Raw genomic sequence first — 24,660 nt, 5'->3', positions numbered from 1 at the left:
CCGCTGTGCCGAACTGCCTTCGGACAACCGGTCGGTAACGACCAAAGGGACCACTCCTCAAAAGAAATAGCGGCGCTCGGTGTTATCTTGCCGATCCTGCGTCTCGGATCGCATCGGAGAGGATATGAAGCTTTATTCCCTGCCGCTCTCGCCTTCGAAGCGCCGCTGAAAACCTTCATGGCGGCCCGCGCCGAAGCCGCTAAAGCCGTACAGACAGCGTAGAAAGCGGTCACTTTTTCATCTTGGCGAGATTGGGAAATTTCTGCCCGAAACAGACATCGCCCATGGATGATTGTCGAGAGGGATCGCCAAGCGCCTGCAAACGCCGATAGGCCTCGGCCTGCAGATCGCGCCGTTCCGCAGGATCGGGCATGCCGTCGATAACGGCAAGCGAGATCAAAATCGGCATAAGCTGCGACCGCTTTTGCGCCAGGCAAGGATCGGACGCCATATCATCCGACGAGATGGCGTTGATATCGCCGGCTAGCCGTTTGATATCAATCTTGCCACCACTGGATTGTTTGCTCAGCACCTCCGCCGCATCGAGATACAAGCGATCAATTCTCGCATGGGCGCGTCCAAGAGAGCTCGCCGGTTGCTCCGTCCGGACCCCGGCATCTTGGTCGGAATTATGCGCGGGAGTGCAAGCTGTTGCGGCGATCAAAAACCCGAAACAGATCAGGAAGCTCAATCGTCGATGCGATCCGGCTGACACAACACTGATCCACCGCGCCATCTGTCCTTGGTATCAGAAGATATAGCCGATATCCGTGGATGCGCCTAGACCCTGCGGCTCGGATCTCTCTTCGCCTCGTGATGCCCTCTGACTTACCGCCGGCCAAGTCCAAATACGACTAACCGGCGAAATGCAGCGCATGGAGATGCCAAGTCACAACCCGAAGGACAAGTTGAGACCGGCAAATTTCGCATTCCGCTCCTGGCCGTCGAATTCGTCGGTGCGATAGGTCACGGTCATATCGAGCTTAACGGCATTGGACCAGAACAATGCAAGCCCGCCGGTCAAGTCGCCGACAAAGACCTTCTTGTTGACACTGTGACTGTCTTCGAAGGTATTGCCGTCCAGAAAAATATTGCGCGCGACGGCACGCCCTTGGGCGCCGACATAGAAGTAAAAGCCGAAAGGACCGTCGAGATAATCGCGATTGAAATAACTGGTACCGGATAAAGCAGGGCGCATGCGCTGCGGACCGTAATCGGCTTCCAGGTTGCGGCCGATACGGAACATCGTCCCGATCTCGCCATAGGTCATGACGTTACCTGCAGTCGCGCCGACTTCCGGAATTGCATCGACAGCAAAGCCATCGCCCAAAGACTGCAGGAAGCGCCACTTATGCTCGTAGCTCAGCATCACGCCGGGCTCGTTATGCAACTGCGAATCCCAGCCTTGCGCCTTTTCCACGCCGATGAATTGATGCCAGTCATTCTGCGCCTGACGCCCCAGAGCGGCAGGTCCCACGACACCGATCAACAGCTCGAGATGATCGAGCTGGCGTCTATCCGTATCCTGGATCAGGCCGACACCAGTATAGAGCCAACCAGCATAAGGTCGGTCGTCAGGATCCGGCGGTTCGTTCTGGGTATTTCGCGGGGTGAAGATTTGTTGACCTAACAGGATCTCATAGCGGCGCGAGCTTTGCGCCGCGTCGGTTGGAAACACCGGCAGATTGTCGCCAAGCAGGTTGAAAGGCGAAACCCAGTCGCTGCTTGCGGCGATATCGGGGGTTAGATACGAGAATTGCAGACCCTGCGTGTAGTACCGGTCGCTGTCGAAAACAATGGAGTCATTCTCCTCCACGATCGATAAGCGCCCGGCATCGTCTGCTGTTGCCCGATCCGGTGAGACCGACAGCAACAGCAGACTGAAGCCAAGAATGGAGATTTTTAGAGACGTAACGTGCAAATCTGACCGCGTTATTTTCGGCATCACGATCCGCTTGTCTCGTAACGGAAGCCGATGCGCAAGGTCACCTGATAATGGGCGACTTTCCCGTCGCTCAAATGACCACGGACATTGCTGACTTCAAACCAGTCGAGATTGCGTAATGACTTGGATGCCGTGGCGATGCCGCTTTCGATCGCGTCTTCGACGCTTTTCTCCGAGGTCCCGACGATCTCGGAAATCGCGTAGGTATTGCCCATCTGATCCCTCCTTAAACGATAGTTTTGTAAACGTAAGCCTGACAGGACGGTTCCCGGCGGGGAACCGCGCCGGCATCCTCAGGCTTTCACGCTTCCGTGAAATGAGCAAGGATAAGCAGGGGAGTTCCCTGCGATAGGAGCTGACAGGCCACGTCATGCGCGAGGCGCCGTGCCGGCTGGTCAGTGCTTAGGAACTCGGGAGCTGAAAACCATCCGATGTCCCAACAAGCCAAAATGCATCGACACGGGTTTCTGCCGCTCGGTTGCCTGGTGACCGTGGGCAGCCTGCTCGGTGTCACAGCTAACCTTGTGAAAGTGGCCCATCGCTTCGACCTGCCTCTGCTCGGCTTCGTCTTCTGGTCCGTGCTGTTTGCCGGTTTGATCTTGGTGCTGATTTCGGCCCTTGCGCGACAAGCGCCGCGTCTGAGCTGTCACCATATCGAATACTATCTCTTCTCCGGCCTGGTCAGCATTGGCCTGCCGAATGCGTTGAGCTTTTCCGCCGTACCCCATGTCGGGGTTAGTTTCATCTCTCTCGCCACGGCTTTTCCGCCACTCGTCACCTATCTGCTGGCTTTGGGAATGCACATGGAACGCTATCAATGGCAGCGAGCTCTCGGCGTTTTCTGCGGCCTGGCAGGTGCATTGGCTCTGGCCCTATCTCAGTCGTGGCGCGAGCCCGCCAGCTGGATCTGGGTCTTGGCTGCGTTTGCCGCGCCGATATTGCTGTCGATCGGCAATATCTATCGCACGCGGCGTTGGCCAGCGGGCGCGACGTCTCTATCGCTGGCGCCCGGCATGTTATTGGGCGGCGCCCTTGTCCTCTTCGGCGCCGCTTGGCTCAGCTCGACATCACTTGGTTTCCAGGCCTATGACCGAGCGGCCCTCCTGTTGCTCGCATGCCAAAGCCTGATCATTGCCATTACCTATATCCTCTTTTTCTTCCTGCAATATGTCGCCGGCCCGGTCTATCTCAGCCAGATCGGCTCCGTCGCTGCAATTGTCGGGTCATTGATCGCCATCCTGGTCCTGGGCGAATCGGCATCCTACGTTTTGCTGATCGCGGCGATTTTTATCCTCGTCGGGGTTTTTCTGGTGAATCGAGCGCGGCCGGCCGGTAAATAGGGGATAAGAGGCAGTTTTGGCTTGCTTTTTACCCCGGATTTTGGGAAGTGAGGGCGCCCGCCCCCAATTGGTCCGGCGGCGAGATCGCGACCCCAGCCCGGCGCTGGCGATGTCGCCAGTGGGCCGGTAGCTCAGTGGTAGAGCAACTGACTTTTAATCAGTAGGTCGCGGGTTCGAACCCCGCCCGGCTCACCAACAAACTCAATACCTTACGGGTACTTCTCAACACAGAAATAAGCTGCTGTATGCGGATATTTTGTCCGCTTGCGGTGTTATGACGAGAATGGCGATGACAGCGGAGCAACGGGCATGAGCGTCGCACGGATTGCGTCATTTCTGGTTCCCATCATCCTCCTGGCAGTAGGCTGTGCGACCAGGCCCGCACCTCACTATACCCAGTCGCGAAACGACGGCCGCACTATCGAGACAGCCATTCCGATTCGTGCCAATACTGCGCTCGATGCCGTCAATTGGGAGGATCGCCATATCCTTGAGCGGCAGCCCGATATCAAGCAGCGCCTCAGCTCCCTGACGATTGTTAATCACCGCGTCTATGACCAGGTGGACGTGAACGGCTCGGACGGGCAGGGGCGGCGCTATTATTTTGACGTCGATAAGATCTATGGCATTCACGAATATTGACGGCACCCGCGGTTACGTGGACGCGGTCAGCGTCCAAAGGCTCTCGAGAAACCCGCCCACCAGCGGGCTGGGCGCCAAGCGACGGGTCGCTACCGCCAGCGCCAGATAGGCCCCGTCATCGGCCAAAGGCACATAGCGAACACCATCGATCTTGATGCATTCGAAGGGAGCCGGCAGGACGGCGATGCCAAGGCCGGCAGCCGCTAATCCGATCTGCGTGGTGATTTCGCGTGCCTCCTGGACCACGCGCGGCGCAAAGCCGGCGGCGAGGCATAGCCGATGCAATTGAAGCGTAAAGCCGCTGCCGGTGCCCGGCGGGTATCCGATAAATCCCTCATCCCGCAGATCGCTCATCTGCAATATCGCGCGGCTCGCCAAGGGATGGCCGGCATTGATTGCGACGCGCAGGGGATCCTGGCGGATCTCGTGGAATTCCAGATCCGCCGGATGCTCCAAGCCGCTATGGCGTACCAGGCCGATATCCAGCTTATCCGCCCGCAAGGCTTCCATCTGTTCGACGGCGAACATTTCCCGCAGGGTCAGCGTCACCTGCGGGTGGGCCTGCCGGTAGTCGTGCAGCAGGCGCGGCAGCATGCTGGTGAAGGGGACCGAAGAGGAAAAGCCAATGCGCAACTCGCCCAATTCGCCGCGTGCGGCCCGCCGGGCATCGTCGGCGGCCTGATCCGCCTCGGCCAAGATGCGCCGGGCACTGACCAGGAAACGCTTGCCGGCCTCGGTGAGGCTGACGCGGCGCTTGCTACGGGCCAGCAGCTCGACGCCCAGTTCCTGTTCCAGCGCCTGGATCTGCTGGCTAAGGGGCGGCTGGCCGATATGCAGGCGCTCCGCCGCCCGGGTGAAATGCAGCTCCTCAGCGACCGCGACGAAATAACGGAGATGGCGCAATTCCATTTATATTTTCCGCATATAAATAGGCTATGAAATATATATTGGACAATCTGTTGGACCAAGCCCCAGATAATTTGTAACGGCATCTCTTCCTTGATGCTTTTGCGATATACGAGCCGATGATGGCCTTGGACCACGGATTATCCGAACATCCGCAACCCGTTTCTGCCGAAGCCGCTGCGAGCAACGACAATGTCGTGCGGAATGAGCCGCCGCCGATCGAGGTGGTGCTTGCGACAGCGGACCAAACAGGTGGCGGGCTGTTGGCTGGAACGCCGGCCTACCGCCGGACGGCACGGGCAATGTTTGTGGGCGGTTTCGCGACCTTCGCGCTGCTTTACGGCCTGCAGCCTTTGATGCCGATGTTCTCCGACGAGTTCCACTTAATCCCCGCCGCTGCCAGCGGCGTGGTCTCGGCGGCGACCGGAGCCCTGGCGGTGGCGCTCATTCCGGCCAGCCTGCTCGCCGACCGGTTCGGTCGTAAGCCGATCATGAATGCTTCTTTGGCATTGGCCGCGATCTTTACGCTTGCAGCCACTTTCGCCGGCAATTTCCAGCAGCTCGTCATTCTACGCGGCTTGATGGGACTCGCTTTGGCTGGGCTGCCGGCCGTCGCCATGGCTTATCTCAGCGAGGAAATCGACGCCCAGTCGCTCGGTCGGTCGATGGGTCTCTATATCGCCGGCAATGGCCTTGGCGGCATGAGCGGCCGATTCCTGATGTCCACTCTGACGGAATGGATCTCCTGGCGCTATGCCGTGGCGGTACTTGGCGTACTTGGCATCCTGGCTGCGCTGGAATTCTGGCGCAGCCTGCCGCCGTCTAGGCATTTCCGCCCGACCGGCCTGAAGCCGAAGGATCTGCTGGCTGACGCAAGGGCGCATTTCGGCGATGCCGGCCTGCCTTGGCTTTTCGTGACCGGCTTCTTGCTGATGGGCTGCTTTGTCAGCGTCTATAACTATCTCGGCTACCGCCTGGAAGCGGCACCTTTCAATCTGCGGCCAAGCCAGATCGGCCTCGTCTTCACGCTCTATCTGGTTGGCATTGTCGGTTCGGCCTGGGCAGGGAAGCTCGCCGACCGATTTGGCCGTCGCAACGTGCTGTGGATCATGATCGCCGTGATGGCTGCCGGCCTGGCGATGACCGCAGCCAATTCGCTGATCCTCGTGGTGCTGGGCGTTGCCGGCTTGACCTTCGGCTTCTTTGGCGGCCATTCGGTCGCCAGCAGCTGGATCGGCCGGCGTGCCTTGCGGGCGAGGGCGCTCGCCTCGGCGATCTATCTCTGCTGCTATTATCTCGGCAGCAGCGGCGTTGGCTCGGCTTCCGGCCTAATGTGGGGCGTTAATGGGTGGCATGGAGTCGTCGCCTTGCTCGGCATCGCCATGCTGCTCCTGCTCGGTGTCGCGTTGCGTCTCCGCTGGCTCGCGCCGCTGCCGGTTAATATCGGCAAGCCTTAACGATCTCACGCCGTCTTGTCGCAGTTCTGTACCGTCCGCTCAACGCGGTGCCAGTTGTCGCGCGCGATATCCGGATAGACACCACTGACCTCATGGTTCGGCCAATAGAGATCGCCGTTATGGAAGCTGACGACGGAGCCCTGATAGACATCCGGCTCCACAGTGACGAAAGCCAGCACTCCGCCGCGGGGTGCATTGATGGTGATTTCTGCTACACCGCGATAAAAATCCAGTCGCGGATGTTTATCGCGAAATTCGATGCCGAGGCCGGTGGAAATGCATTGCGCTGCAGGCTCTACAGCGGCGCCGACTTTCATCACCAGTGTCGGCTCCGCCACCCGCTCTTGTGGCATGCAGGCGGAAAGAAATGCCGCCGATGCGAAGATTAGAGATAGCCTTAAAGAAGATAAGGCACCGACGTTGTGTGGCTGGTGCATGCGGGCCCTGAACATCACGGACATTGACTCCTTCAATACCGGCTGTACCCGGTCCATGTTGCGAGGTTCCATGCATAAGACATGCCGCCTTCTGCCAATCGTGCCGGGAAGGTCGTTGATTCTCCGTTAAAAAGGACTAGACCCGCGCCGGCCGATTTCCCTAGCCGACTGGTCTACTTCTCTCTACACTCGCTCCATGAGTATCAGCGCTGCAACGCCAAATGCCCGCCGCAATATCCTCGAGACCGCCCAGCGAATTATGGCCAGTAAGGGCTTTTCCGCTGTCGGCCTGAACGAGATCTTGATCGCGGCCTCTGTTCCGAAGGGGTCGTTCTACCACTATTTCAGCTCGAAAGACGCGTTCGGGGAGGCGCTCCTCAGGCATTATTTCGAAGATTATCTCGCCGAGCTCGACGAAACACTCAGCCAACCAGGCCTGGATATGGCCCAGCGCCTGATGGTCTATTGGCAGCATTGGCAAGACACCCAGGAGCGTTTCGATTTCCAGGGTAAATGCCTGGCCGTCAAATTAGGCGCCGAAGTCGCCGATCTGTCAGACGCGATGCGTCTCGCGCTGAAGAGCGGCACGGTGGCGATTATCGACCGCTTGACCAGTGCTATCGAAGCAGGGATCGCTGAACGATCGCTCGCGGTCGAGGATAATCCCCATCAAATTGCCCAGACGCTTTACCATATCTGGCTCGGTGCCAGCTTGATGGCGAAGATCACACGGAGCGCCGGGCCGTTCCAGACGGCGAGGGCCGCAACTCGGCAACTTCTGCATCTACCGGAACGTTGAAGTTCAACGATCGCCGTCCGAGTACCTGGATAGCACCGTCTCGATTTGCCTCACACTCGCCGGCCGGCCTAGTAGGAATTCCGGCCGGATTTCCGCCAAACGAGCTTCGCAAGGAGACCCGACATGAAAATCCTCATGGTCCTGACATCGCACGATCAGCTCGGTAATACCGGCCGAAAGACCGGCTTCTGGCTGGAAGAACTGGCCGCTCCCTATTATGCCTTTAAGGACGCCGGCGCCGAGATCGTGCTGGCCTCACCGAAAGGTGGCCAGCCGCCGCTCGACCCGAAAAGCAATGAGCCCGATTTCCAGACCGAAGCGACACGGCGTTTCGAAGCGGATAATGCAGCCAAGTCGGCGCTTGCTGCCACCGTTCCCCTCAAGAGTGTTTCCCATGACGGCTTCGATGCGGTCTTCTATCCCGGTGGACACGGACCCCTCTGGGATCTCGCCGAAGATCGGGATTCGGTCAAACTGATCGAAGCGACCCTTGCGGCCGGCAAGCCCGTCACGCTTGTCTGCCACGCCCCCGGCGTGCTTCGTCACGTGAAAACCGCCGATGGCAAACCCCTGGTCCAGGGCAAGAACGTCACCGGCTTCACCAATACTGAAGAGGAAGCGGTCGGCCTGACCAAGGTGGTGCCTTTCCTCGTCGAAGACGAATTGAAGCGGAACGGCGGGCGCTTCTCAAAGGCCGGTGACTGGCAGCCCTATATCGTCGGCGATGGCCTGCTGATCACCGGACAAAATCCAGCCTCATCGGCTCCGGCAGCCAAGGCGCTTCTCGATCAGCTTGGCAAAAGCGGTCGATGACATTCTCCCTGCGAGCAGCTCTCGAACCGTGGAAGGTTGCTCGCGAAGCCAAAGAAAAAGGGGTTCCGACCGACGGTCGGAACCCCTTTAAACTGGCTCCGGAGGAGGGATTCGAACCCCCGGCCAAGCGGTTAACAGCCGCTTGCTCTACCACTGAGCTACTCCGGATCAGGGCTTCGCTCCACGTCCATGCAAACTTCGCCGAAGCGAAAAGCAGAGCAGGGCGCCGCCTGACGGACGCGCTTATAGCAAACACTTTCGCGCGCTGCAAACAACTTTAACATCTTATTTTCGCGCTTGCGACGGATTGGTGCACTTTTCCCCTAAAGGGTTGACAGAACTGCCTCTATTCACGATCTTCGCGGCCATTATCCGACATAATCCATTCGGTGTTCCATGAAAGCCATCATCCTAAGTGCCGGGCAGGGATCGCGTCTGCTGCCGCTGACCGAAGGCCGTCCGAAATGCCTGTTGCCCCTTGGCGAAAAAACGCTGATCGAGTGGCAGATCTGGGCGCTGACCCAGGGAGGGGTGGACGATATCGCGGTCGTGGTCGGCTATCATGCGACCGATGTGCAGGCTTTGCTGAAAAAGCTGGAAAGCCCCAAGCTCAAGATCCGCACGATTTTCAATCCGTTCTACAAACTGGCGGACAACCTGGCGAGCTGCTGGCTGGCCCGCCACGAGATGGACCGCGACTTCGTGATCCTGAACGGCGATACGGTGATCGAGCCGGCGATTTTCCAGCGCCTGCTGGCGAGTCCGGCGGCGCCGATCACCGTGACGATCGACAAGAAGGAAGATTACGACGCCGACGATATGAAGGTGCATCTCAAGGGAACGCGCCTGCTCGATATCGGCAAGACGCTGACGCAGGATCGCACCAATGGCGAATCGATCGGCATGCTGCTTTTCCGTAATGACGGGCCAAAGCTGTTCACCGATACGCTCGACCGCATCATGCACACACCCGAAGGATTGAAGTGGTGGTATCTGCGTGCCATCGGCCAGATCGCCGAACATCACCAGGTCGAGACCTGCAGCATCGAAGGGCTGAGTTGGGGCGAGGTTGATTTTCCCGCCGATCTCGACAGCGTCACGACGCTCGTCTCGGAGTGGAATTCCTAAGGCCTTCGAAATCCCGAACTTCGTTTGCGCCGCTTGAGACCTGATGGTTTCAGGCGGCGTTTTCGCGTCGCCGTAGGATTGCGGTGACCAGGTCGTAATCGGCCGGCTTGTCGACATCGATCGCCGCCTCGGCGAAAGGCATTTCGACGGCGCGAATACGGGCACCGGTGCGCCGCGACAAATGGTTCAGCGCGGCAGGCAGATCCAGCCAGCCGAGCACAAGCCGCAGCAAGGCGACGGGGCCGACCTCGAGCACCAGACGCCAGGGCTTCTTGCGGAATTTTTCCATCCGCTGCCAGAACATCGCCACCTTGGCTGCCGCTGGTCGCCGGGCGAGGAAGAGGTTGCAGCCGCTATAGCCCTGGCCGGCCAACCGGTAGCCGGTCCGGATCGATTCCGGATAGGCGGCCATGATCACATCGATGCGCGCCACGGCAACGGTGAGATCGCCGTCCTCCGGCGCTTGGGCGAGGAAATGCGCTACCATCTGCGGTGTCAGCAAGGGGTGATCCGCCGTGGTGATGAGCAATGGCTCATCGAGACCGATCTGCTGCAAGGCCGCGGCGACACTCGCGGCGGGACTTGCCGCAGGCACGACGATTTTCAAGATGCCGCCATGCAGGGCGGCCGCAAGCTCCGGCACATCTCCCAGCAATGCCACATCGTCGATGCAGACATAAATCTGTGCAATGTCGGGACAGCCGGTCAGGCAGCGCAAGAGGCGCAGCAACATCGGCACGCCATTGATCGGCGCCAGGGCCTTATGGCTGCTGCCAGCCAAGGCCGCGATGGAATCCGTGCCACCCCGATTGCCGGCAAGGATCAGCGCATTGACCCTCATGCCCTGAACCTCATAGCCAGATCACGGCTCACATTCACCCCAGTCTCTTTTCATAGAGACGATAGGTTTTATAAGCCTTCGCCCCCACGCCTTCGCATACCCGGCGCATAGGGAGATTGTCTTCGAGAATCCAGGAAAGCTCGACCCGCTCCAGACCGCGCGAGAGGAAGTGATCCTTGATCGCCGCGAACATCAGAGGCAGCAAAGTGGCGCCCAGCAGAGTTCCGTGATGCTTCCTGCGGATTCCCATCAATGGGACACGCGCGGTTTTCAACCGGCCAACTTTCAATCGCCAGATCAGTTTGATCCAGCCGAGGGGCAGGAGCGACCCGTCCAGATCAGCAATCGCTTCCATCAGATTCGGCACACAAACCAGCATGCCGGCGGCTTCGCCATCCACTTCTGCAATCGCGACCAGCTTGGGATCGATCAGCGGCTTCAGCCCGGCAGCAGCAGCTTCAATCTCCGCCTGGGTGAAGGGGATCATGCCCCAGTTTTCCGACCATGCATCGTTGAAGATATCGAGCGCCAAAGCCAAATCGCGATGGTAATGCTTCATATTAAGCGGCCGGACGCGGACCCGACCCTCAGCCTTGACCTTGTCCAGCAGCCGATTGGAACCGACCGCCTGATAGGTCGTCTTGTCGACATCATAGGCGATCAGATCCTTCGCCTTGCCATAGCCGCATTCTTCCAGCCGAAAACCGGCATAGGGTGCGTGATAGGGCATCATCAGCATCGGCAGGGCATTGAACCCATCGATCAGCAGGCCGCTTTCCTCATTCGTGGAAAAGCTGAGCGGTCCTAGAATCCGCAGCATGCCCCGCTGACTCAGCCAGTCTTCGGCAGCGGCCATGAGCGCTGCATAAACCTCCAGGTCGTCAATCGCGTCGATGAAACCGAAATGGCCGGTGCGATCGCCATAGCGCTCCTGGTAGAGCTTGCAGATCTGCACGGAAATCCGGCCAACCGGCTTGTCGCCCCGCCAAGCCAGGAACAACTGCACCTCGGCATGGCGAAAATAGGGGTTCTTGCCCGGATCTAATGTCTCGGCCCGCTCGATATCCAGCGGCGCCACATAACCGGGCTGCTCGCGATAGAGCCGCTTCGGCAACTCTATGAAATGTTTGAGGTCGGACTTGCCGCTGACAGGACTGACGACAACTGATCCGCTGTCTTTAGCAACAGCGGGCATTTGATTAGCGAGCACTGGTCACCTCTATGCGAAACACGTCACTCGGCGACGTCGGGAGCTGGTCGGGCTTTTTCAACGAAGATGATCCAGGCGGTACGGATGCCGTGGTACAGACAGGTGACTGCCTGCCAGATAAGGATCAGATAGATCGTCTGCACGCCAAGGCCGATTGCATAACCGACTGTAAAGAGCGGCAAATTGATGTTTCGGCGGGAAATGAAGGTCCGGATGAAGCCGTCGATCGGCGCATGCGTGTGTAGGCCGCGATGGAAGATATTCGGGTAAATCTTCAGGATGACGCGGTCGAGGACGTAGAGACCGAGGATCCACAGCGAAGCAACGAAGACCGGCGACTGCCAAATCGTTGCCGCTGGTTGATGATAATCGCTATTGGCGAGTCCCCAGGCCCAGGCACAGTACCAGAAGGGCGGGTGCACCAGATCAAGACCATGATCCAGCACATTGCCGATTGCGGAATCAGTGAAAGTCAGCCGCGCCAATTTTCCATCGACCGAATCCAGCACGCTCATCGTATAGGCGCAGACAAAGCCCCAGAAGAAGTGGCCTGTGGCACAGAGCGGCACGACAGCGATGGTCAGCAGGATGCTGATGATCGTCACGACATTTGGATGTACGCGCGCCCGTGCAAGCGGCCGCACCATCAGCCAGACCAGCGGCGGATAGACATACTTGGTGAAGAAATCAGTCGAGCCTTTATAGTTCGACCAGAAAAGGAAGCGCTCGATCTTGCGGCGATGCTCCCTGGTCGTAACCGAGAAAAGATAATAGGGCGTGCTGCGCCGCAGCTTCCGCACGAAAGATGGGAACTCCGATTGCGACAGCCACCGGATATTGCTGCCGACCGCCCGCAGGAGATCATTGGCGCCGGTTTCCAGCCGCTCCGTATTGGTCACACGAACCAGGATGGCGCCATCATCTGCGACAGCCACATTCTCGTTCTGTTTGGCAAGAAAGCCGTAAAGGCGCGCATCGATCAGGCTTGTGGCCGTGCTCGCCAGCACATCTTCGCCGCCGGACGACCGGGCAATACGTGTCGCCACGTCGCCACCGCCGGATACCACACGGATCGGACAGGCGATCCCGGTATCCTGCGGCACATCTACACTCGACGCCGGTTGATCGCCGGTATCGATCACCACCTCGGATAGGTCCACTTTTTGATGTCGCAGCGCTTTCAGTTGCCGTTCGATCAACGTCATGCCGAAGACCCGCTCCGGCGACAAATTGGCAGCGTCAATCCAAAACTTCATGTGCGTTAGTAACCTTCGAGACGAATCAGCATGACGCCGCCGATGCTGGCGAAGAGGAGAGGCGGCAGCCATGCGGCAAAGAATGGAGGTACGGCACCGGTTTCACCCAGGGACATAACCAATCCATCCGTAATGAAATAGAGGAAACCCAGCAGGAAGCCAATGGCGATGCCGGCGGCCATACTGCGGTCGCGCCGTTGCAGGCTTTGCGCGACAGGTGCGGCCAGCAGGATCATCAAAATCGATGCGACCGGCAAAGCGATGCGCTTCTGTAGCCAAGTTTCATAAAAATAAGTGGGCCGGACACCGATCTGGTCGGTACTTACGAACCGCCAGATTTTGCTGAGCTGCATCGCCTGCGGTTGCTCGACGAGATTGGAGAATTCAGCAGGCGTCAGGCGCGATTGCCAGGTCGCCTTATCGAAATGCGTCGTCTGTGCGGCTTGGTCCGGAAATACCTTAGTCCGCCAGACGTTATTCAGATCCCAGATCTTCTGCTTCACGTCAAAAACGGCGGTCGCAGCCTTGTCGAGCAACTGCAAATTACCATCATTGCCGCGTTGGTACAGCATGACGCCATGCAGAATGCTGCCTTTGTGCGAAACGGATTCCACTTCAACGACCGTCATGCCGTCCTGAATCCAGATGTTGTTGTTCGCGCCATCGGTCGATTTGCTGTTCTTATCCGGATACAGATTGGCCGAGATCAGTTTCGCAACACTATAGGGAACGATCTGATCGGCGATGGCGAAATGCAATAACCCGGCTAGACCGACTGCCGGCAGGAACGACGCCAGAACGAGATAGTAAGGTGCGCCGGCGGCCTTGAAAGCGAGGATTTCATTATTGCGCTCCAGCTTGCCGAGGCTGAGCAAGGCGCCAAGCAGCACGGAAAAGGGGATCAGGAATGCCGCCAGTTCCGGCACCCGCCAGAAGGCATATTCCATCAACTCGCGCAGGCCGCCACCGGACTGCTTCAATACGTCGTCGCCGTTATTCAGCAGGTCGAAAAGCTGCAACAGCGCCGTGAAACTCATCCACAGTAAAAAGAAGTGCCAGAAGAATGTCCGCAGCGCATATTTGGCGAAGGTAGAAATCATGCGTCACTCCGCGCGCCACGGCGGAAGATGTGCCGAAAGCGCGTCGATACAAAACGCGAGGCTTCGCCCAAGGCTTCGAACAGCATGGCCAAAGGATCCTGACCGACCCGTTTATTGGCCGCATAGAACAACCATGTACTAGGTATGGCGAAGACCAGGAAAGGCAGCCACAAAGCCACCAGTGCAGACAGCTTGCCGTGTTGCACCAGGTTGTTGCCGAATTCCAGAACCTGATAGTAGCAGATGAGAAAAATGATACCCGCCACCAAGCGGAAATTCTTCGGCGATCGCCGCGATGACAACCCCAGCGGCAGCGCAAGAAACGGCAGGAATAGCACTGAAATGGACCGGACCAGCCGATAATTGACCTCCGCCGAGAGATCGGAGGCATCGATATGCGGGTTGTTCAGCCACCAGTTTTGAATCAGTTCGAAGAACGTCATTTCGGATTCCCGGTCGCCGCGCTGTCGGAAGGGCTGAGGCGACACAGCTTCCAAAGGTAGCTGCAATTCCTGGAATTTGATCGATCTGGCGGTTGACCCGTCGGCATTCAGTTCGACCCGGTAGCCGTCATACATTTTGAGGACGACGGAAAAGTCGAACGGGTCATTGGTCAGATCGCCGGTCGGAGCGGTAATGACCGTGTGGGTTTTGTTCGTACCATTGCCTTCGTCGGCTTCCTTGATGAAGATCTGCGACAATTTATGCCCGCCATCGGCGATGTCGCCGATCAGAATTGTCTTACCGCCGAACCCGGAAAAAAAGGCGCCGCGCTCGATTGCCGAATTCCAGGACGTTTCGGTGACGAGATAGACCAGCGCACGATAGGCATAGCGGGTATAAGGCTGCAGGAAGCCGATGATAATCACGCAAATGACGGTGAGGACGCAAGCGAGGCTGGCGATCGGCGCCAAAATCCGCCCCAGCGATAGGCCGGTCGCGCGCAAGGCATCAAGCTCGCTGTCACTCGATAAGCGGAGACTTGCATAAAGGATGCCGACAAAGAAGGCTGCTGGAATAGCTACCGCTAGATAATGCGGCACGAGGTAAGCCAGCATCTTCATGATGAGCGTCAGGGGCCCGCCCCGATTCGCGAACAGATCGAGCAATCGAATCAGGCGTTCCATGAGCAGGCCCGACAGCGCGATCAGCATCGAAGCGATCAGCGGCCAGGACACTCTCTTGAGAATGTAGAGATCGATCAGGCGCATCTGCTGTTGTCCGCGCCTCAGCCGCCGCGCCGCGGCCAATGGCGCCGAAGATCCTCGCGGATTTCCACCAGCATCGCCGGCTCATTCATGGCAGGCTGCGTCAGATCGACCGGTTTCGGCCAGAAACTGTCACCGAAATCGCAGCCATTGAACTGACGCGGCTGCTCATATCGAGGCAGGACGTGAAAATGCACATCCGGGTCCACCATCATGAGCATCAGATAGTTCAGCTTGTCCGGCTGGAACGCCGCTTTCAACGCGGCCTCGATATCCGCTGTGACCTGCTCAAGCTCGGCAAAAGCCGCTGGAGAGATTTGCGAGAAGGAGCGGGCGGGATCAGTGCATAGAAGGACCAGTGAGCCGAGCGTAGGCTGCTGCGGCCGCGCCAATACGAGCCAATGCCGGTAACCGGCCACCAGGCTTTCCGGATAGCCGAACTTCACCGCCGTTGCGTTGGGCGCTGCTGGGGTCATGGGGAACTACTCTTCAATCGGCCGCTAGATTTATCGCTCGGGGCCGTTCTCTATCACATTGCCCGGCAATAAACGACCATTTACGGGATTCGTTAACGAATTCAAGGGACGGTGAGCAGCATTTGTCCGGCGGGAACCACCGCTTTGGCATCTTTTGCCAAAGTTTTCAGCTCCACCTTGATGTTCCAGGAATCGCCGGCACGCTCGATCCTGTACAGATTATAGCCGGCGGAATCCTTTCGATGCCATGGCAAAGCGGAAGCGGAGGGAACACCAAAGACCGGCGCGATGCCATCAGGCGTCGCGACGCGATCCAAACAGGCGACATGGGTATGGCCGTGCAGGATCAGCTCGACCCCCTTTTGCCGCAAAACCTCACGTAAGGCGTTGTGATCCCTCAAGGATTTACGGCGGCCACCGCCTTCAACAAAGGGAGGATGGTGAATCAGGAGGACCCGGCACAAACTGGCCGCCCCGAGGCGCTCTAGGATATCGGCCAAGCGCTGCAACTGCTTCTGCCCAAGCTCTCCCGCCGCCGAGAAGGGCAAGGTGGGAACGGCGGTCGAGGTGCCGATGAGGGCAATCGGCCCCCGTTGCCGGACGAACGGGAAATCGTCCGCGCCGGTAACGGCACGTTCCGGGGTCCCCGGGCTTAACGCCTCGCCGGGCATCAACCCGGTCATATTGTCCCGCCATAAACCGGTCGACTTCTCCCAAGGCAGGCCGACATAGGCATCATGGTTCCCCGGAACGACCGTGACGGTCTGCGGGGGCCCGAGGCGTCGCAACCAGGTTGCGGCCGCAGCAAATTCGCCGAACAGCGAGATATTCGTCAGGTCGCCGGTGACGGCGATATGATCCGGCTTGGCCGCCTGGACATCCGCAACGACGAGGTCCAGGACCTCAGGACGGTGCACCTTGACGCGTTTAAGCCGCCAGGAGAGAAATCCGGTGATCCGCTTGCTGACCAGAGCCAAGGGATTATCAACCGCCCAGCCGGCAAGATGGGGGTCGGAGATATGGGCAAGCGTGAACATTTATCGAACCTTTGCGCTAACCTTCGTTCTGTCGCCAAATCCGCACGACGTCAAGCTCCGGGATCTGGGACCGGTGCGAGACAACGTTAGATTGTGACGCCGAGCACAGGGTCCAGCAAGGTCACATGATCGGCCGCTTATCTGCATTCAAGGTGACGTCGATACCGGTTTTAGCGATTTCTCGTAGACGGCCCGGTTTACCGCCGCTATTCCTCCGATGCCACGCGATATCGACAGAAGATTCTGCCCGTGACCTCCGTTACACCAAATATCGTCCTGATTCGTAGCAGCCCCATAGCGCTATGGGGGATCGACAGCCAAGAGCGGCTGCGTCGCGCCTTCAAACGAGCCGGTATTGCCGTCACAGGGCAGTCCGCCGGCGGCGGCGTGGCCGGTACGGAACAGCCAACGCTGTTGATCCGGGCAGACCATGTCTACGAGGAAAGCGTCATTCGCGCCTTGATTCGCAACCCGTCTCATCTGCTGGTGACCGATGCCGGCGTGCCGGTCGCGGCTCATATTGCGCCGGGTGGCGATATCGATGCGGCTGCGGCGCTCCTTCAATCGGAGGCAACCGTGGCCAGTGGCGCCTTACCGGCTGGCCTATCCACCGTGGTTGATCCGGCCGCACTCGCGAGCACGTATAACCATGCTTTGCGCAAGCGTGCGCGTCCCTATGTGCTGCCGCTGACGCCAGAAACCGTACCGGCTATCGAACACCGCATGTTTCACGGCGCGTATAAGGGCGTCACCGATTTCGTCACAAAATATGTATGGCCGGTTCCGGCAATGGCAGTAACGCGCTGGTGCGCCCGCCTCAGCATCTCGCCAAATATGGTGACGACAGTCAGTTTTCTTTGCGTACTGGCGGCCATGTCGCTCTTCTGGCACGGCCAGTTCCTGGCCGGTCTGGCCGCTGCCTGGATGATGTGCTTCCTCGATACCGTCGACGGAAAGCTGGCGCGCGTGACGCTGACCTCGACCAAGTTCGGCGATGTTTTCGATCACGGCATCGATCTTCTCCATCCGCCTTTTTGGTATTATGCCTGGTTCGTGGGACAAGGCGCTGTCATCGGCGGTTCCGGACAGGATGCACTTCAAACGGCCGCTCTCTGGATCATTATTGCCGGCTACGTCCTCGGTCGCGGACAGGAAGGTCTTTTCATCTGGCTCTATCGGATTGAGATCCACACGTGGCGTCCGATCGATTCCTGGTTCCGGCTGATCACGGCGCGCCGCAACCCCAATCTCTTCATCCTGACGATTGCCGCCCTCATCGACCGTCCGGCCGAAGGTTTTCTTGCAGTCGCCGCCTGGACCATTGTTTCCTTCCTCTTCCATTGCTGGCGCATCGCCCAGGCCGGTTGGCAACGGATGATGGGCCATCGTCCTTGCTCCTGGCTGACCGAACCGCTGGTGACGCCCGAAGCTTGGCGGACGGAACGCCGCGGCGGATCCGGCCTGCGGGGATCTGGCGTGCCATGACCCGCATTGGCCTCATCAGCAATGCCAGAAGCACGCGGAACTTGGAGTCCATAGCGGATGTCCACGATCTGCTCGAAGCGCATCCTGATGTGATGCACCTGGTCTTCCATAACATCCACGAACTCTCCGACGCGCTGGATGAAATGGCGGCACAATCGGTGACGCATTTGGCGATCAGCGGTGGCGATGGCACGGTTCAGGCCGCCGTCAATCATTTGATCAAGGACAAGCCTTTCGCGCAGATGCCGAAAATCAGCCTGATTTCCGGTGGGATGACAAATGTCATCGCCATCGATGTCGGGATGCCAGGCAAGCCGGCAAGAGCGTTGAAGCAGCTGATCGAACGGGTGAAGGCGGGCGATGCCGGCACCAGCCTGGATCGTAGCCTGATCGCCCTCAGCCTCGATGGCGGTACGACGCAAACCTATGGTTTCTTCGGCGGCGCCGTCAGTTTCTATCAGGGCACCATGCTTAGCCAAAAGGGTCGGCAAAACGGTGAAGAGCACCGCAGCTTGGCGGCCAATGCGACGATCCTGCTCTCGCTTTTGCGCGTCTTATGGTATGGACCGGGACCGCGGTCCGGCTTCCATGGTGAGCGCATAACCATTGCCAAGGATGATGGCGAGCGGCGCGAACAAGATGTCTTTCTGCTGCTTTTGACGACCCTGCACCGCCTGTTGCCGGGCGTAATGCCGTTCTGGGGCGATGCCAGCAAAACTATCCGCTACACCTTGATGGATCATCCGCCGCAACGTTTTCTCTGTGCCGTCTGGCCGATGCTGCGCGGCAGGGCTCGTCCCTGGTTCGAAGATGCCGGCTATCACAGCGGATCCTTGAATCACCTGGCTTTGATGCTCAGCACGCCCTTTGTCATGGATGGCGAATTGTTCACGCCGAACCCGGGGAATGGGTTGCAGATCTCCGCCGGACCGGCGATCCGCTTTCATCGTTTCTGAGGTCCCGGATGTCGGCATCAGTCGGTATGTCAGCGCAACCAGATCCGAAGCAGGCGCTAACCGGGCTGATTGCCGCCGAGCTGGCGCAACCCGTGGCCCAGGCGGCCCGTGACATGGCCGAAGCGGTCCGTCGCCGCCACGGCTCTGCGATCGCAGTGCTGTTCTACGGGTCCTGCCTGCGCCAGCCGGAAACGCAACTGGCGGATTCGCTGCTCGATTTCTATCTTCTCGTCGACGATTATAAGGCGGCTTATAACAGCGCCTGGCTGGCGCTCGCCAACCGACTCCTGCCACCGAACGTCTTTTATCTCGAGATCCCCTTCGGCACGGGCAAGCTGCGGACCAAATATGCGGTCATCAGCCTGGCACAGTTCCGTCGCGGCACCAGCTCGGCGGCCGCAAATGTCTCTCTCTGGGCGCGGTTTTCGCAGCCGGCCCGGTTGATCTGGCACCGCGATCAAACCACCGCCGCGGCCGTTGCCGATGCCTGTGCAGAAGCGGTGCTGACGATGCTGGGCGCGATCCGGCCGCAACTACCGGAGACGGAAAATCCCGAAAGACTTTGGGTGGCGGCATTTCAAGCTACCTACCGGGCGGAGCTCCGCCCCGAGGGCAGCGATCGTGCGCACCATATCTATGAGAGCGACCGGACGAGGTATGACCGCATCACCGCCGCAGCCTTGCAGGTCCTGAGGCGGCGTAATGGGGAAGGGAAGGGTAAGGAAGCCGGCTATTCCTGGGAAAGCCGCCGGCGGATCGGCAAGCTGCTGAATATCGCCCGGTTGCTGAAGGCCGCCTTCACTTTCGACGGCGGTCTCGACTACATCCTCTGGAAGGTAAAGCGCCACAGTGGCGTCAGTATTCCTGTGACGCATTGGCAGCGGCGCCATCCGGTTTTAGCAGCACCTCTCCTGGCTTGGCGGCTCTATCGCCGCGGCGCCTTCCGCTGAACTTTCCACCTGCCTGCTGCAAGCTCGATTGGCACCGGCCGCGAATGAAAAAGGGCCGGTCCGAAGACCAGCCCTTTCATCCCCCAAAGTCGTAACGCTTATTCGGCGGCGGCGATACGCAGTGCCGGCTGTGGCAACAGGCCAAACTCTTCGCCGACCTCAGTCAGAACCGACACGACATGTTGTAGCTGCTCAGTGCTATGCGCCGCGCAGACGGAGCAGCGGAGCAGAGCGGTGCCGCTGGGGGTGGCCGGCGGCAGGGCCAGGTTCACATAAACGCCGCGCTTCAGCAGCGCGTTCCAAGCGACGCCGGCCAGCACCGGATCGGTGAGGTGTACGGCGACGACGGGACCCTTCTGAGTACCCAGCTTGAAGCCGGCGGCCTGCAGGCCGTTGTACAGCGTGTCAACATTCTGCCACAGCTTGCGCATCAGCTCCGGCTTCGCCCGCAATACCGCCAGCGATTGGCGCACCGAGGCGATGATCGAAGGCGGCAGCGAGGCGGTGAACATATAGGGCCGACAAGCAACGCGGAGGATGTCGAATTCCGGATGGTCCGAGATCAGGAAACCGCCGATGGCGCCCATGCTCTTCGAGAAGGTGCCGGTGACGAAATCGACATCGTGATCCACGCCTTCGGCTTCCAGCAGACCGCGGCCCGTCGCCCCCATGACACCCATCGAATGGGCTTCGTCGACCAGCAGATAGGCTCCGTGCTTCTTCTTGACCGCGACGAATTCCTTCAGCGGGGCATGGTCACCCAGCATCGAATAAATACCTTCGACGACGATGATCTTGTTGCCCGGCTCGTTGGCGATCCGGGCGAGCCGGCGGTCGAGATCAACCGGGTCGTTGTGCTTGAAACGGATCACCGTGGCGCTGCCCAAGCGGCAGGCGTCGTAGATGCTGGCATGGCTGTCCGCATCGATGATCAGGAAATCGTTCGGGCCGGCCAAAGTTGAGATGGCGCCCAAATTGGCCTGATAGCCGGTGGTGAAGACCATGCAGTGCTTCTTGCCGTAGAAATCGGCCAGATCCTGCTCCAGCGCCTGATGGCCGCTATAGGAGCCATTCGCGATCCGCGAGCCGGTCGTACCGGTGCCGAAATCGGCGATTGCCTGCTGGGCCGCCGCGACGCTGTCGGGATCGAAAGTCAGGCCAAGATAGTTGTTGGTGCCGCACAGGATCGTCCGCCGGCCCTCGATCATCGCTTCGGTGGTCGAGAGAACCCGTTCCATTTTGACGCCGAACGGATCGCCGCCACAGGCTTTCAGTGCGCCATGCGCGTCGCGCACCGATTTGAAGCGATCGAACAAACCCATGATCAAGCCCCCTTCTTGCTGTCGAGGATGGTCTGGGCAAGTTGTCCCACAGTCACGATCTCCGGCACCATATTGAGCGGGATCGAGACGTCGAACTTGTCTTCCAGTTCCATCATGAGATCCATGACAGCCAGCGAATCCATGTTCAAATCCTGGGCAATATCGGTGTCCATGGTGATCGGCGCGTCACCTTTCCGGAAGCGATCCATCAACTGGGCCACTTCCCCGAATACATTCTCCAGCGATAAAGGCTGAGACGCTTGCAACATTCCGATTTCCACTCGATCTACCCAGGGCAGGGATTTGCTTGCTCCCTGCCGACACGTTAACCGTGAATCGGCAACCCCGATTCAGCTAAGAACCTTTTCGTAGATTTCGATCCCAGCGTTAAATGACAAATTGTTTCGAAATGTAACAAGTGCATTGTTTCAAGGTCTTGGCTGCAAGAACTTATCTGACCCATGAGTTCAGCCGGTACCACCGCAACGTGTCCTGAAAGCCATCTGTAAGATCGAATTCAGGTCGCCAACGGACGTCGGCAGGCAGGGCGCCATCCTCGGCAACCCAGTTGCCATGGTATAATTCGGCGACTTTATGGGGCATGAGCACTTCTGCGCGGCCGGTTAGGTGGACCTTGACGCCATTAAGCTGCGCGACCGTCGACATTAACCAGCGCGGCAACCGGTAGCTACGGACCTGACGTCCCGTCGCCGCCCGCAAGGCGGCAATGAGATGTGGCCACTGGTAACCGCCCGGATAGCCGTCATCGACTTCAAAACATTTACCCGAAAGCCCTGACCCCGACAGCAATGTCTCGGTCAGCCGGGTGATGGCCTCGGCGAGATCGGCGACATGAATGAGTGAGAACCGTGCCAGGGGAGCTGCGGGATAAGGGACGAATCCAAGGGTGGCCGCCTGGAAGAGCGGCAACGTGGCCGGATCGCCCGGTCCATAAACCGCTGGCGGCCTTAGGATCAGCCATGGCCGGCCGCCCGCTGCCTTGCCGACCTTCTCTTCACCGGCACGCTTGCTCGCCGCATAAGGCGAAAGCGAAGGCTCCCGTGCCGCGAGGGAGGAAACATGTAGGAATGCGGCCTTGGGATTGATCTTGCCGGCTATAGTTAAGAGCCGCTCGGTCCCCTGGGCATTGGCGGCGAAGAACGCTGCGGCATTGGACGCTTTTATCAATCCGGCCAGATGAATGACGGCATCTGCCCCGTTCAATAGCTTTTCCAGGCTTGCTGGCTCGTCCAGATCGCCAAGGACGATTTCTACCGGCTGGCCCGCCCGCAGCGCACCCCGAGGAAACCGCCGGACCAGCAGTCGCGGCTGCAACCCCGCTCTAACCAAAGAGTGGATCAGCGCCTGGCCGATAAAGCCGGTCGCCCCGGTCACCGCGACGACCTTGCGATCAGACACTATTTATTAGTCCCAATATCGGCGTCGTAGACGCCGTTGAGATAATTCGCCTTGGCTTTCGCTCGGCTTAGTTTTCCCGATGAAGTTTGCGGCAGGCCATGGGGTGGGATGAACACGATCCGCGCTTCGACACCGGCCGATTTCTGCAGCACCGCGCCAATATCCTTGGCCAGTTTGGTCTTCGCCTCCGGATCGGTCACGCGACACTGCACTAAAACGACAATTGCCTCGCTTTCGCCATCCTCAATGGAAAAGGCCGCCGCATCGCCTCGGCGCAGCTCCGGCAACTCCTCCGCAGCCCATTCCAGATCCTGCGGCCAGATATTGCGGCCAGCGATAATGATCAGGTCTTTTGCTCGCCCCGTGATGACGATTTGGCCGTCCAGCATGTAGCCGAGATCGCCGGTATCGAGCCAACCATCGGGCGACAAGGCCTCGCGGGTGAGTTCCGGTTCTTGAAAATATCCCCTCATGACGCTCGGGCCTTTGAAGAAAATCCTGCCCACTTGCCGTTCCGGACAGGATTTGCCATTGGCGTCGCGAATTTCGAAAGCATGACCGATGAGCGCGCGACCGCAGGCGACAAATCCCCGCGCAGCCGGCCCGCGCGCCGCCGGTACAGCGCGGTTGTGATGGGCCAGCTCTTCCCGGTCCACATAGTCCACCTGGTACTCCTGATCGAGCGGCGCAAAACTCATTGCCAAGGTGGTTTCCGCCATGCCGTAGCTTGGCACGAAGGCGGTCTTGCTAAAACCATGCGGACCGAACATCGCCGAGAAACGCTGCAAAGTTTCATGCTGCACCATGTCGCCACCGATGCCAGCCGCGCGCCAGGAACTCAGGTCGAGCTTGTCGGCATCGTCACGCATACGGCGCGTGCAGAGATCGTAACCGAAGCTTGGAGAATAGGAGAGGGTGCCCGCATGGTCCGAGATCAGCTTCAGCCAGGTTAAGGACCGCCGCGCGAAATCGCGCGTCGCGATATAATCCACGGACATCTGGGTCGTAAGAGGCACCAGCATAAAGCCGACCAGCCCCATATCGTGATAGAGCGGCAGCCAGGAGGTGCAGCGATCACCAGCCCGGACACGCAAGCCATCCCGGGCGATCGCGTAGGCATTCGCCATGAAAACCCGGTGCGTAATCTGGATTCCCTTGGGGAAACGCGTGCTGCCCGAGGAATACTGAAGATAACTCAAGGCATCCGCGTTTGCGGGGCGGGGATCGTGAGAGGTAGTGGGGGCAGCCCAAAAATCTTTCGGAGCTCCTGCCAGTTTGATCGGCAGACCGGCTGCCGCCTGCTGCAGAATGGCGCCCAGCGAGTCCGGGGCCATCACGGCCTTGGCGCCACACCCCTCGATCTGATGACGCAATTGCGCCACATAGGCATCTTTCCCGCCCAAACTGGTGGGAATGGCAACCGGTACGGGCAGGATGGCCGCATACTGACAGCCCATGAAGCCGATCATGAAATCGGCATCGGTATCGGCGACCAGCACCATGCGGTCGCCCGGTTCAAGGCCAAGACCCAGCAAATGCCGCGCGAATGAGCGCGCCTGGTCGCGCAACTCGCGATAGGTCAAGCTGCGCTGCAATTCGCCTTTTGCGTCAAAAAAATTGTATCCCGTCTCGCCCTGCGCCGCATAATCGAGCGCCTGCCACATTGTCTCGAAGTCGGCGCAACGAAAAGGGAGCCCTGGGTTCGTTGTCGATGTAACACGTTCAGTCATCAGCCCCTGGGTCGCGTAAAAGATTGATTGCGGAGGGCAAAGGCTGCCCCTAGGATTGCCGGTCATTAGCAAAAGTCCGGCGAATCAGCAAGTTCGACGGTAGTTTCTAGAAACGGCAATTTTTCGCAAATAATTCGAGCAGCCCAGTATGAGACGGCAAATGTCGAGTTTGGCGGGTTACAGGATAGGCCCGGCCGATGCCG

25 protein-coding genes and 2 tRNA genes are annotated in these 24,660 nt (G+C 59.1%); 10 read left to right on the top strand and 17 right to left on the bottom strand.

Annotated features, from left to right (window positions below):
* Positions 1–229: 229 nt before the first annotated feature.
* The 3 genes from SMD27_RS09910 to SMD27_RS09900 form a co-directional block, all read right to left on the bottom strand.
* The gene (locus tag SMD27_RS09910) at positions 230–553 is read right to left on the bottom strand and encodes a hypothetical protein (protein WP_320508203.1); all 324 of its coding nucleotides are present in this window, start codon (positions 551–553) and stop codon (positions 230–232) included.
* Positions 554–889: 336 nt separating this feature from the next.
* Positions 890–1,945 (bottom strand): lipid A deacylase LpxR family protein, encoded by a 1,056-nt coding sequence (locus SMD27_RS09905; protein ID WP_320508202.1) that lies wholly within the window; start codon positions 1,943–1,945, stop codon positions 890–892.
* Positions 1,945–2,160: a dodecin gene (locus SMD27_RS09900; RefSeq protein WP_320508201.1), complete on the bottom strand. Its 216-nt coding sequence runs from the start codon at positions 2,158–2,160 to the stop codon at positions 1,945–1,947. Before SMD27_RS09900 ends, SMD27_RS09905 begins: the two co-directional genes overlap by 1 nt.
* Positions 2,161–2,376: 216 nt before the next feature.
* On the opposite strand from SMD27_RS09900, the gene SMD27_RS09895 reads away from it, so the two are divergent.
* The 3 genes from SMD27_RS09895 to SMD27_RS09885 all read left to right on the top strand — a co-directional run bounded on the left by SMD27_RS09895 (position 2,377) and on the right by SMD27_RS09885 (position 3,927).
* The gene (locus SMD27_RS09895) at positions 2,377–3,285 is read left to right on the top strand and encodes a DMT family transporter (protein WP_320508200.1); all 909 of its coding nucleotides are present in this window, start codon (positions 2,377–2,379) and stop codon (positions 3,283–3,285) included.
* A 120-nt stretch (positions 3,286–3,405) separates the two neighbouring features.
* Positions 3,406–3,480 (top strand) — tRNA-Lys (locus tag SMD27_RS09890).
* Positions 3,481–3,594: 114 nt separating this feature from the next.
* The gene (locus tag SMD27_RS09885; RefSeq protein WP_320508199.1) at positions 3,595–3,927 is read left to right on the top strand and encodes a hypothetical protein; all 333 of its coding nucleotides are present in this window, start codon (positions 3,595–3,597) and stop codon (positions 3,925–3,927) included.
* A gap of 12 nt (positions 3,928–3,939) precedes the next feature.
* Here SMD27_RS09885 and SMD27_RS09880 read toward each other — a convergent pair whose 3' ends face one another.
* Positions 3,940–4,836 (bottom strand): LysR substrate-binding domain-containing protein, encoded by an 897-nt coding sequence (locus SMD27_RS09880; RefSeq protein ID WP_320508198.1) that lies wholly within the window; start codon positions 4,834–4,836, stop codon positions 3,940–3,942.
* A gap of 116 nt (positions 4,837–4,952) precedes the next feature.
* Between SMD27_RS09880 and SMD27_RS09875 the strand changes: the two genes are divergently transcribed.
* Positions 4,953–6,290 (top strand): MFS transporter, encoded by a 1,338-nt coding sequence (locus SMD27_RS09875; RefSeq protein WP_320508197.1) that lies wholly within the window; start codon positions 4,953–4,955, stop codon positions 6,288–6,290.
* 5 nt (positions 6,291–6,295) lie between these two features.
* On the opposite strand, the gene SMD27_RS09870 is transcribed toward SMD27_RS09875, so the two are convergent.
* A complete protein-coding gene (locus tag SMD27_RS09870; protein WP_320508196.1) occupies positions 6,296–6,784 on the bottom strand; it encodes a hypothetical protein in 489 nt (162 codons plus the stop codon).
* 139 nt (positions 6,785–6,923) lie between these two features.
* Between SMD27_RS09870 and SMD27_RS09865 the strand changes: the two genes are divergently transcribed.
* A complete protein-coding gene (locus tag SMD27_RS09865; protein WP_320508195.1) occupies positions 6,924–7,526 on the top strand; it encodes a TetR/AcrR family transcriptional regulator in 603 nt (200 codons plus the stop codon).
* Between the two features lie 123 nt (positions 7,527–7,649).
* Positions 7,650–8,339, top strand: coding sequence for a type 1 glutamine amidotransferase domain-containing protein (locus tag SMD27_RS09860; RefSeq protein ID WP_320508194.1), 690 nt, complete (start codon positions 7,650–7,652; stop codon positions 8,337–8,339).
* A 93-nt stretch (positions 8,340–8,432) separates the two neighbouring features.
* Here the strand turns inward: SMD27_RS09860 and SMD27_RS09855 are convergent.
* Positions 8,433–8,507, bottom strand: a tRNA-Asn gene (locus SMD27_RS09855).
* 228 nt (positions 8,508–8,735) lie between these two features.
* On the opposite strand from SMD27_RS09855, the gene SMD27_RS09850 reads away from it, so the two are divergent.
* Entirely contained in the window at positions 8,736–9,467 is a 732-nt protein-coding gene (locus tag SMD27_RS09850; protein WP_320508193.1) for a phosphocholine cytidylyltransferase family protein, read from the top strand.
* Between the two features lie 49 nt (positions 9,468–9,516).
* On the opposite strand, the gene SMD27_RS09845 is transcribed toward SMD27_RS09850, so the two are convergent.
* The 7 genes from SMD27_RS09845 to SMD27_RS09815 form a co-directional block, all read right to left on the bottom strand.
* Positions 9,517–10,308 (bottom strand): nucleotidyltransferase family protein, encoded by a 792-nt coding sequence (locus SMD27_RS09845; RefSeq protein WP_320508192.1) that lies wholly within the window; start codon positions 10,306–10,308, stop codon positions 9,517–9,519.
* Between the two features lie 34 nt (positions 10,309–10,342).
* Complete coding sequence (locus SMD27_RS09840) at positions 10,343–11,518, bottom strand: GNAT family N-acetyltransferase (RefSeq protein WP_320508191.1); 1,176 nt, start codon at positions 11,516–11,518, stop codon at positions 10,343–10,345.
* A 23-nt stretch (positions 11,519–11,541) separates the two neighbouring features.
* On the bottom strand, positions 11,542–12,774 hold the full coding sequence (locus tag SMD27_RS09835) for a CDP-alcohol phosphatidyltransferase family protein (RefSeq protein ID WP_320508190.1): 1,233 nt from the start codon (positions 12,772–12,774) through the stop codon (positions 11,542–11,544).
* Between the two features lie 5 nt (positions 12,775–12,779).
* Positions 12,780–13,874, bottom strand: a complete 1,095-nt coding sequence (gene lptG / locus SMD27_RS09830; protein ID WP_320508189.1) for an LPS export ABC transporter permease LptG — start codon at positions 13,872–13,874, stop codon at positions 12,780–12,782.
* The gene (gene lptF / locus SMD27_RS09825; RefSeq protein ID WP_320508188.1) at positions 13,871–15,085 is read right to left on the bottom strand and encodes an LPS export ABC transporter permease LptF; all 1,215 of its coding nucleotides are present in this window, start codon (positions 15,083–15,085) and stop codon (positions 13,871–13,873) included. Before lptF ends, lptG begins: the two co-directional genes overlap by 4 nt.
* Positions 15,086–15,102: 17 nt before the next feature.
* Entirely contained in the window at positions 15,103–15,558 is a 456-nt protein-coding gene (locus tag SMD27_RS09820) for an HIT family protein (RefSeq protein ID WP_320508187.1), read from the bottom strand.
* A 101-nt stretch (positions 15,559–15,659) separates the two neighbouring features.
* The gene (locus SMD27_RS09815) at positions 15,660–16,595 is read right to left on the bottom strand and encodes a metallophosphoesterase family protein (RefSeq protein ID WP_320508186.1); all 936 of its coding nucleotides are present in this window, start codon (positions 16,593–16,595) and stop codon (positions 15,660–15,662) included.
* A 249-nt stretch (positions 16,596–16,844) separates the two neighbouring features.
* Here SMD27_RS09815 and SMD27_RS09810 point away from each other — a divergent pair, with 249 nt between their 5' ends.
* Genes SMD27_RS09810 through SMD27_RS09800 form a run of 3 tightly spaced genes read left to right on the top strand, consistent with a single transcriptional unit; the run spans position 16,845 to position 19,986 of the window.
* The gene (locus SMD27_RS09810) at positions 16,845–18,080 is read left to right on the top strand and encodes a CDP-alcohol phosphatidyltransferase family protein (protein ID WP_320508185.1); all 1,236 of its coding nucleotides are present in this window, start codon (positions 16,845–16,847) and stop codon (positions 18,078–18,080) included.
* Positions 18,077–19,036 carry a diacylglycerol kinase family protein gene (locus SMD27_RS09805; protein WP_320508184.1) on the top strand — a complete coding sequence of 320 codons (960 nt, stop codon included), beginning with the start codon at positions 18,077–18,079 and terminating at the stop codon, positions 19,034–19,036. The genes SMD27_RS09810 and SMD27_RS09805 overlap by 4 nt, the downstream gene beginning before the upstream one ends.
* A gap of 26 nt (positions 19,037–19,062) precedes the next feature.
* On the top strand, positions 19,063–19,986 hold the full coding sequence (locus SMD27_RS09800) for a hypothetical protein (protein ID WP_320508183.1): 924 nt from the start codon (positions 19,063–19,065) through the stop codon (positions 19,984–19,986).
* A 98-nt stretch (positions 19,987–20,084) separates the two neighbouring features.
* Here the strand turns inward: SMD27_RS09800 and spt are convergent, their stop codons facing one another.
* From spt to SMD27_RS09780, 4 genes are all read right to left on the bottom strand, one after another.
* Positions 20,085–21,308, bottom strand: coding sequence for a serine palmitoyltransferase (gene spt / locus SMD27_RS09795; RefSeq protein ID WP_379990422.1), 1,224 nt, complete (start codon positions 21,306–21,308; stop codon positions 20,085–20,087).
* Between the two features lie 2 nt (positions 21,309–21,310).
* A complete protein-coding gene (locus SMD27_RS09790; RefSeq protein ID WP_320508182.1) occupies positions 21,311–21,577 on the bottom strand; it encodes an acyl carrier protein in 267 nt (88 codons plus the stop codon).
* Positions 21,578–21,758: 181 nt separating this feature from the next.
* Positions 21,759–22,727, bottom strand: coding sequence for an NAD-dependent epimerase/dehydratase family protein (locus SMD27_RS09785; RefSeq protein ID WP_320508181.1), 969 nt, complete (start codon positions 22,725–22,727; stop codon positions 21,759–21,761).
* A complete protein-coding gene (locus SMD27_RS09780; RefSeq protein ID WP_320508180.1) occupies positions 22,727–24,457 on the bottom strand; it encodes a fatty acyl-AMP ligase in 1,731 nt (576 codons plus the stop codon). Before SMD27_RS09780 ends, SMD27_RS09785 begins: the two co-directional genes overlap by 1 nt.
* Positions 24,458–24,660: the final 203 nt, after the last annotated feature.

The sequence above is a fragment of the Dongia soli genome (assembly GCF_034044715.1).
In the GTDB taxonomy this organism is placed as follows: domain Bacteria; phylum Pseudomonadota; class Alphaproteobacteria; order Dongiales; family Dongiaceae; genus Dongia_B; species Dongia_B soli.
This window is presented reverse-complemented; position numbering and strand designations above follow the sequence as displayed.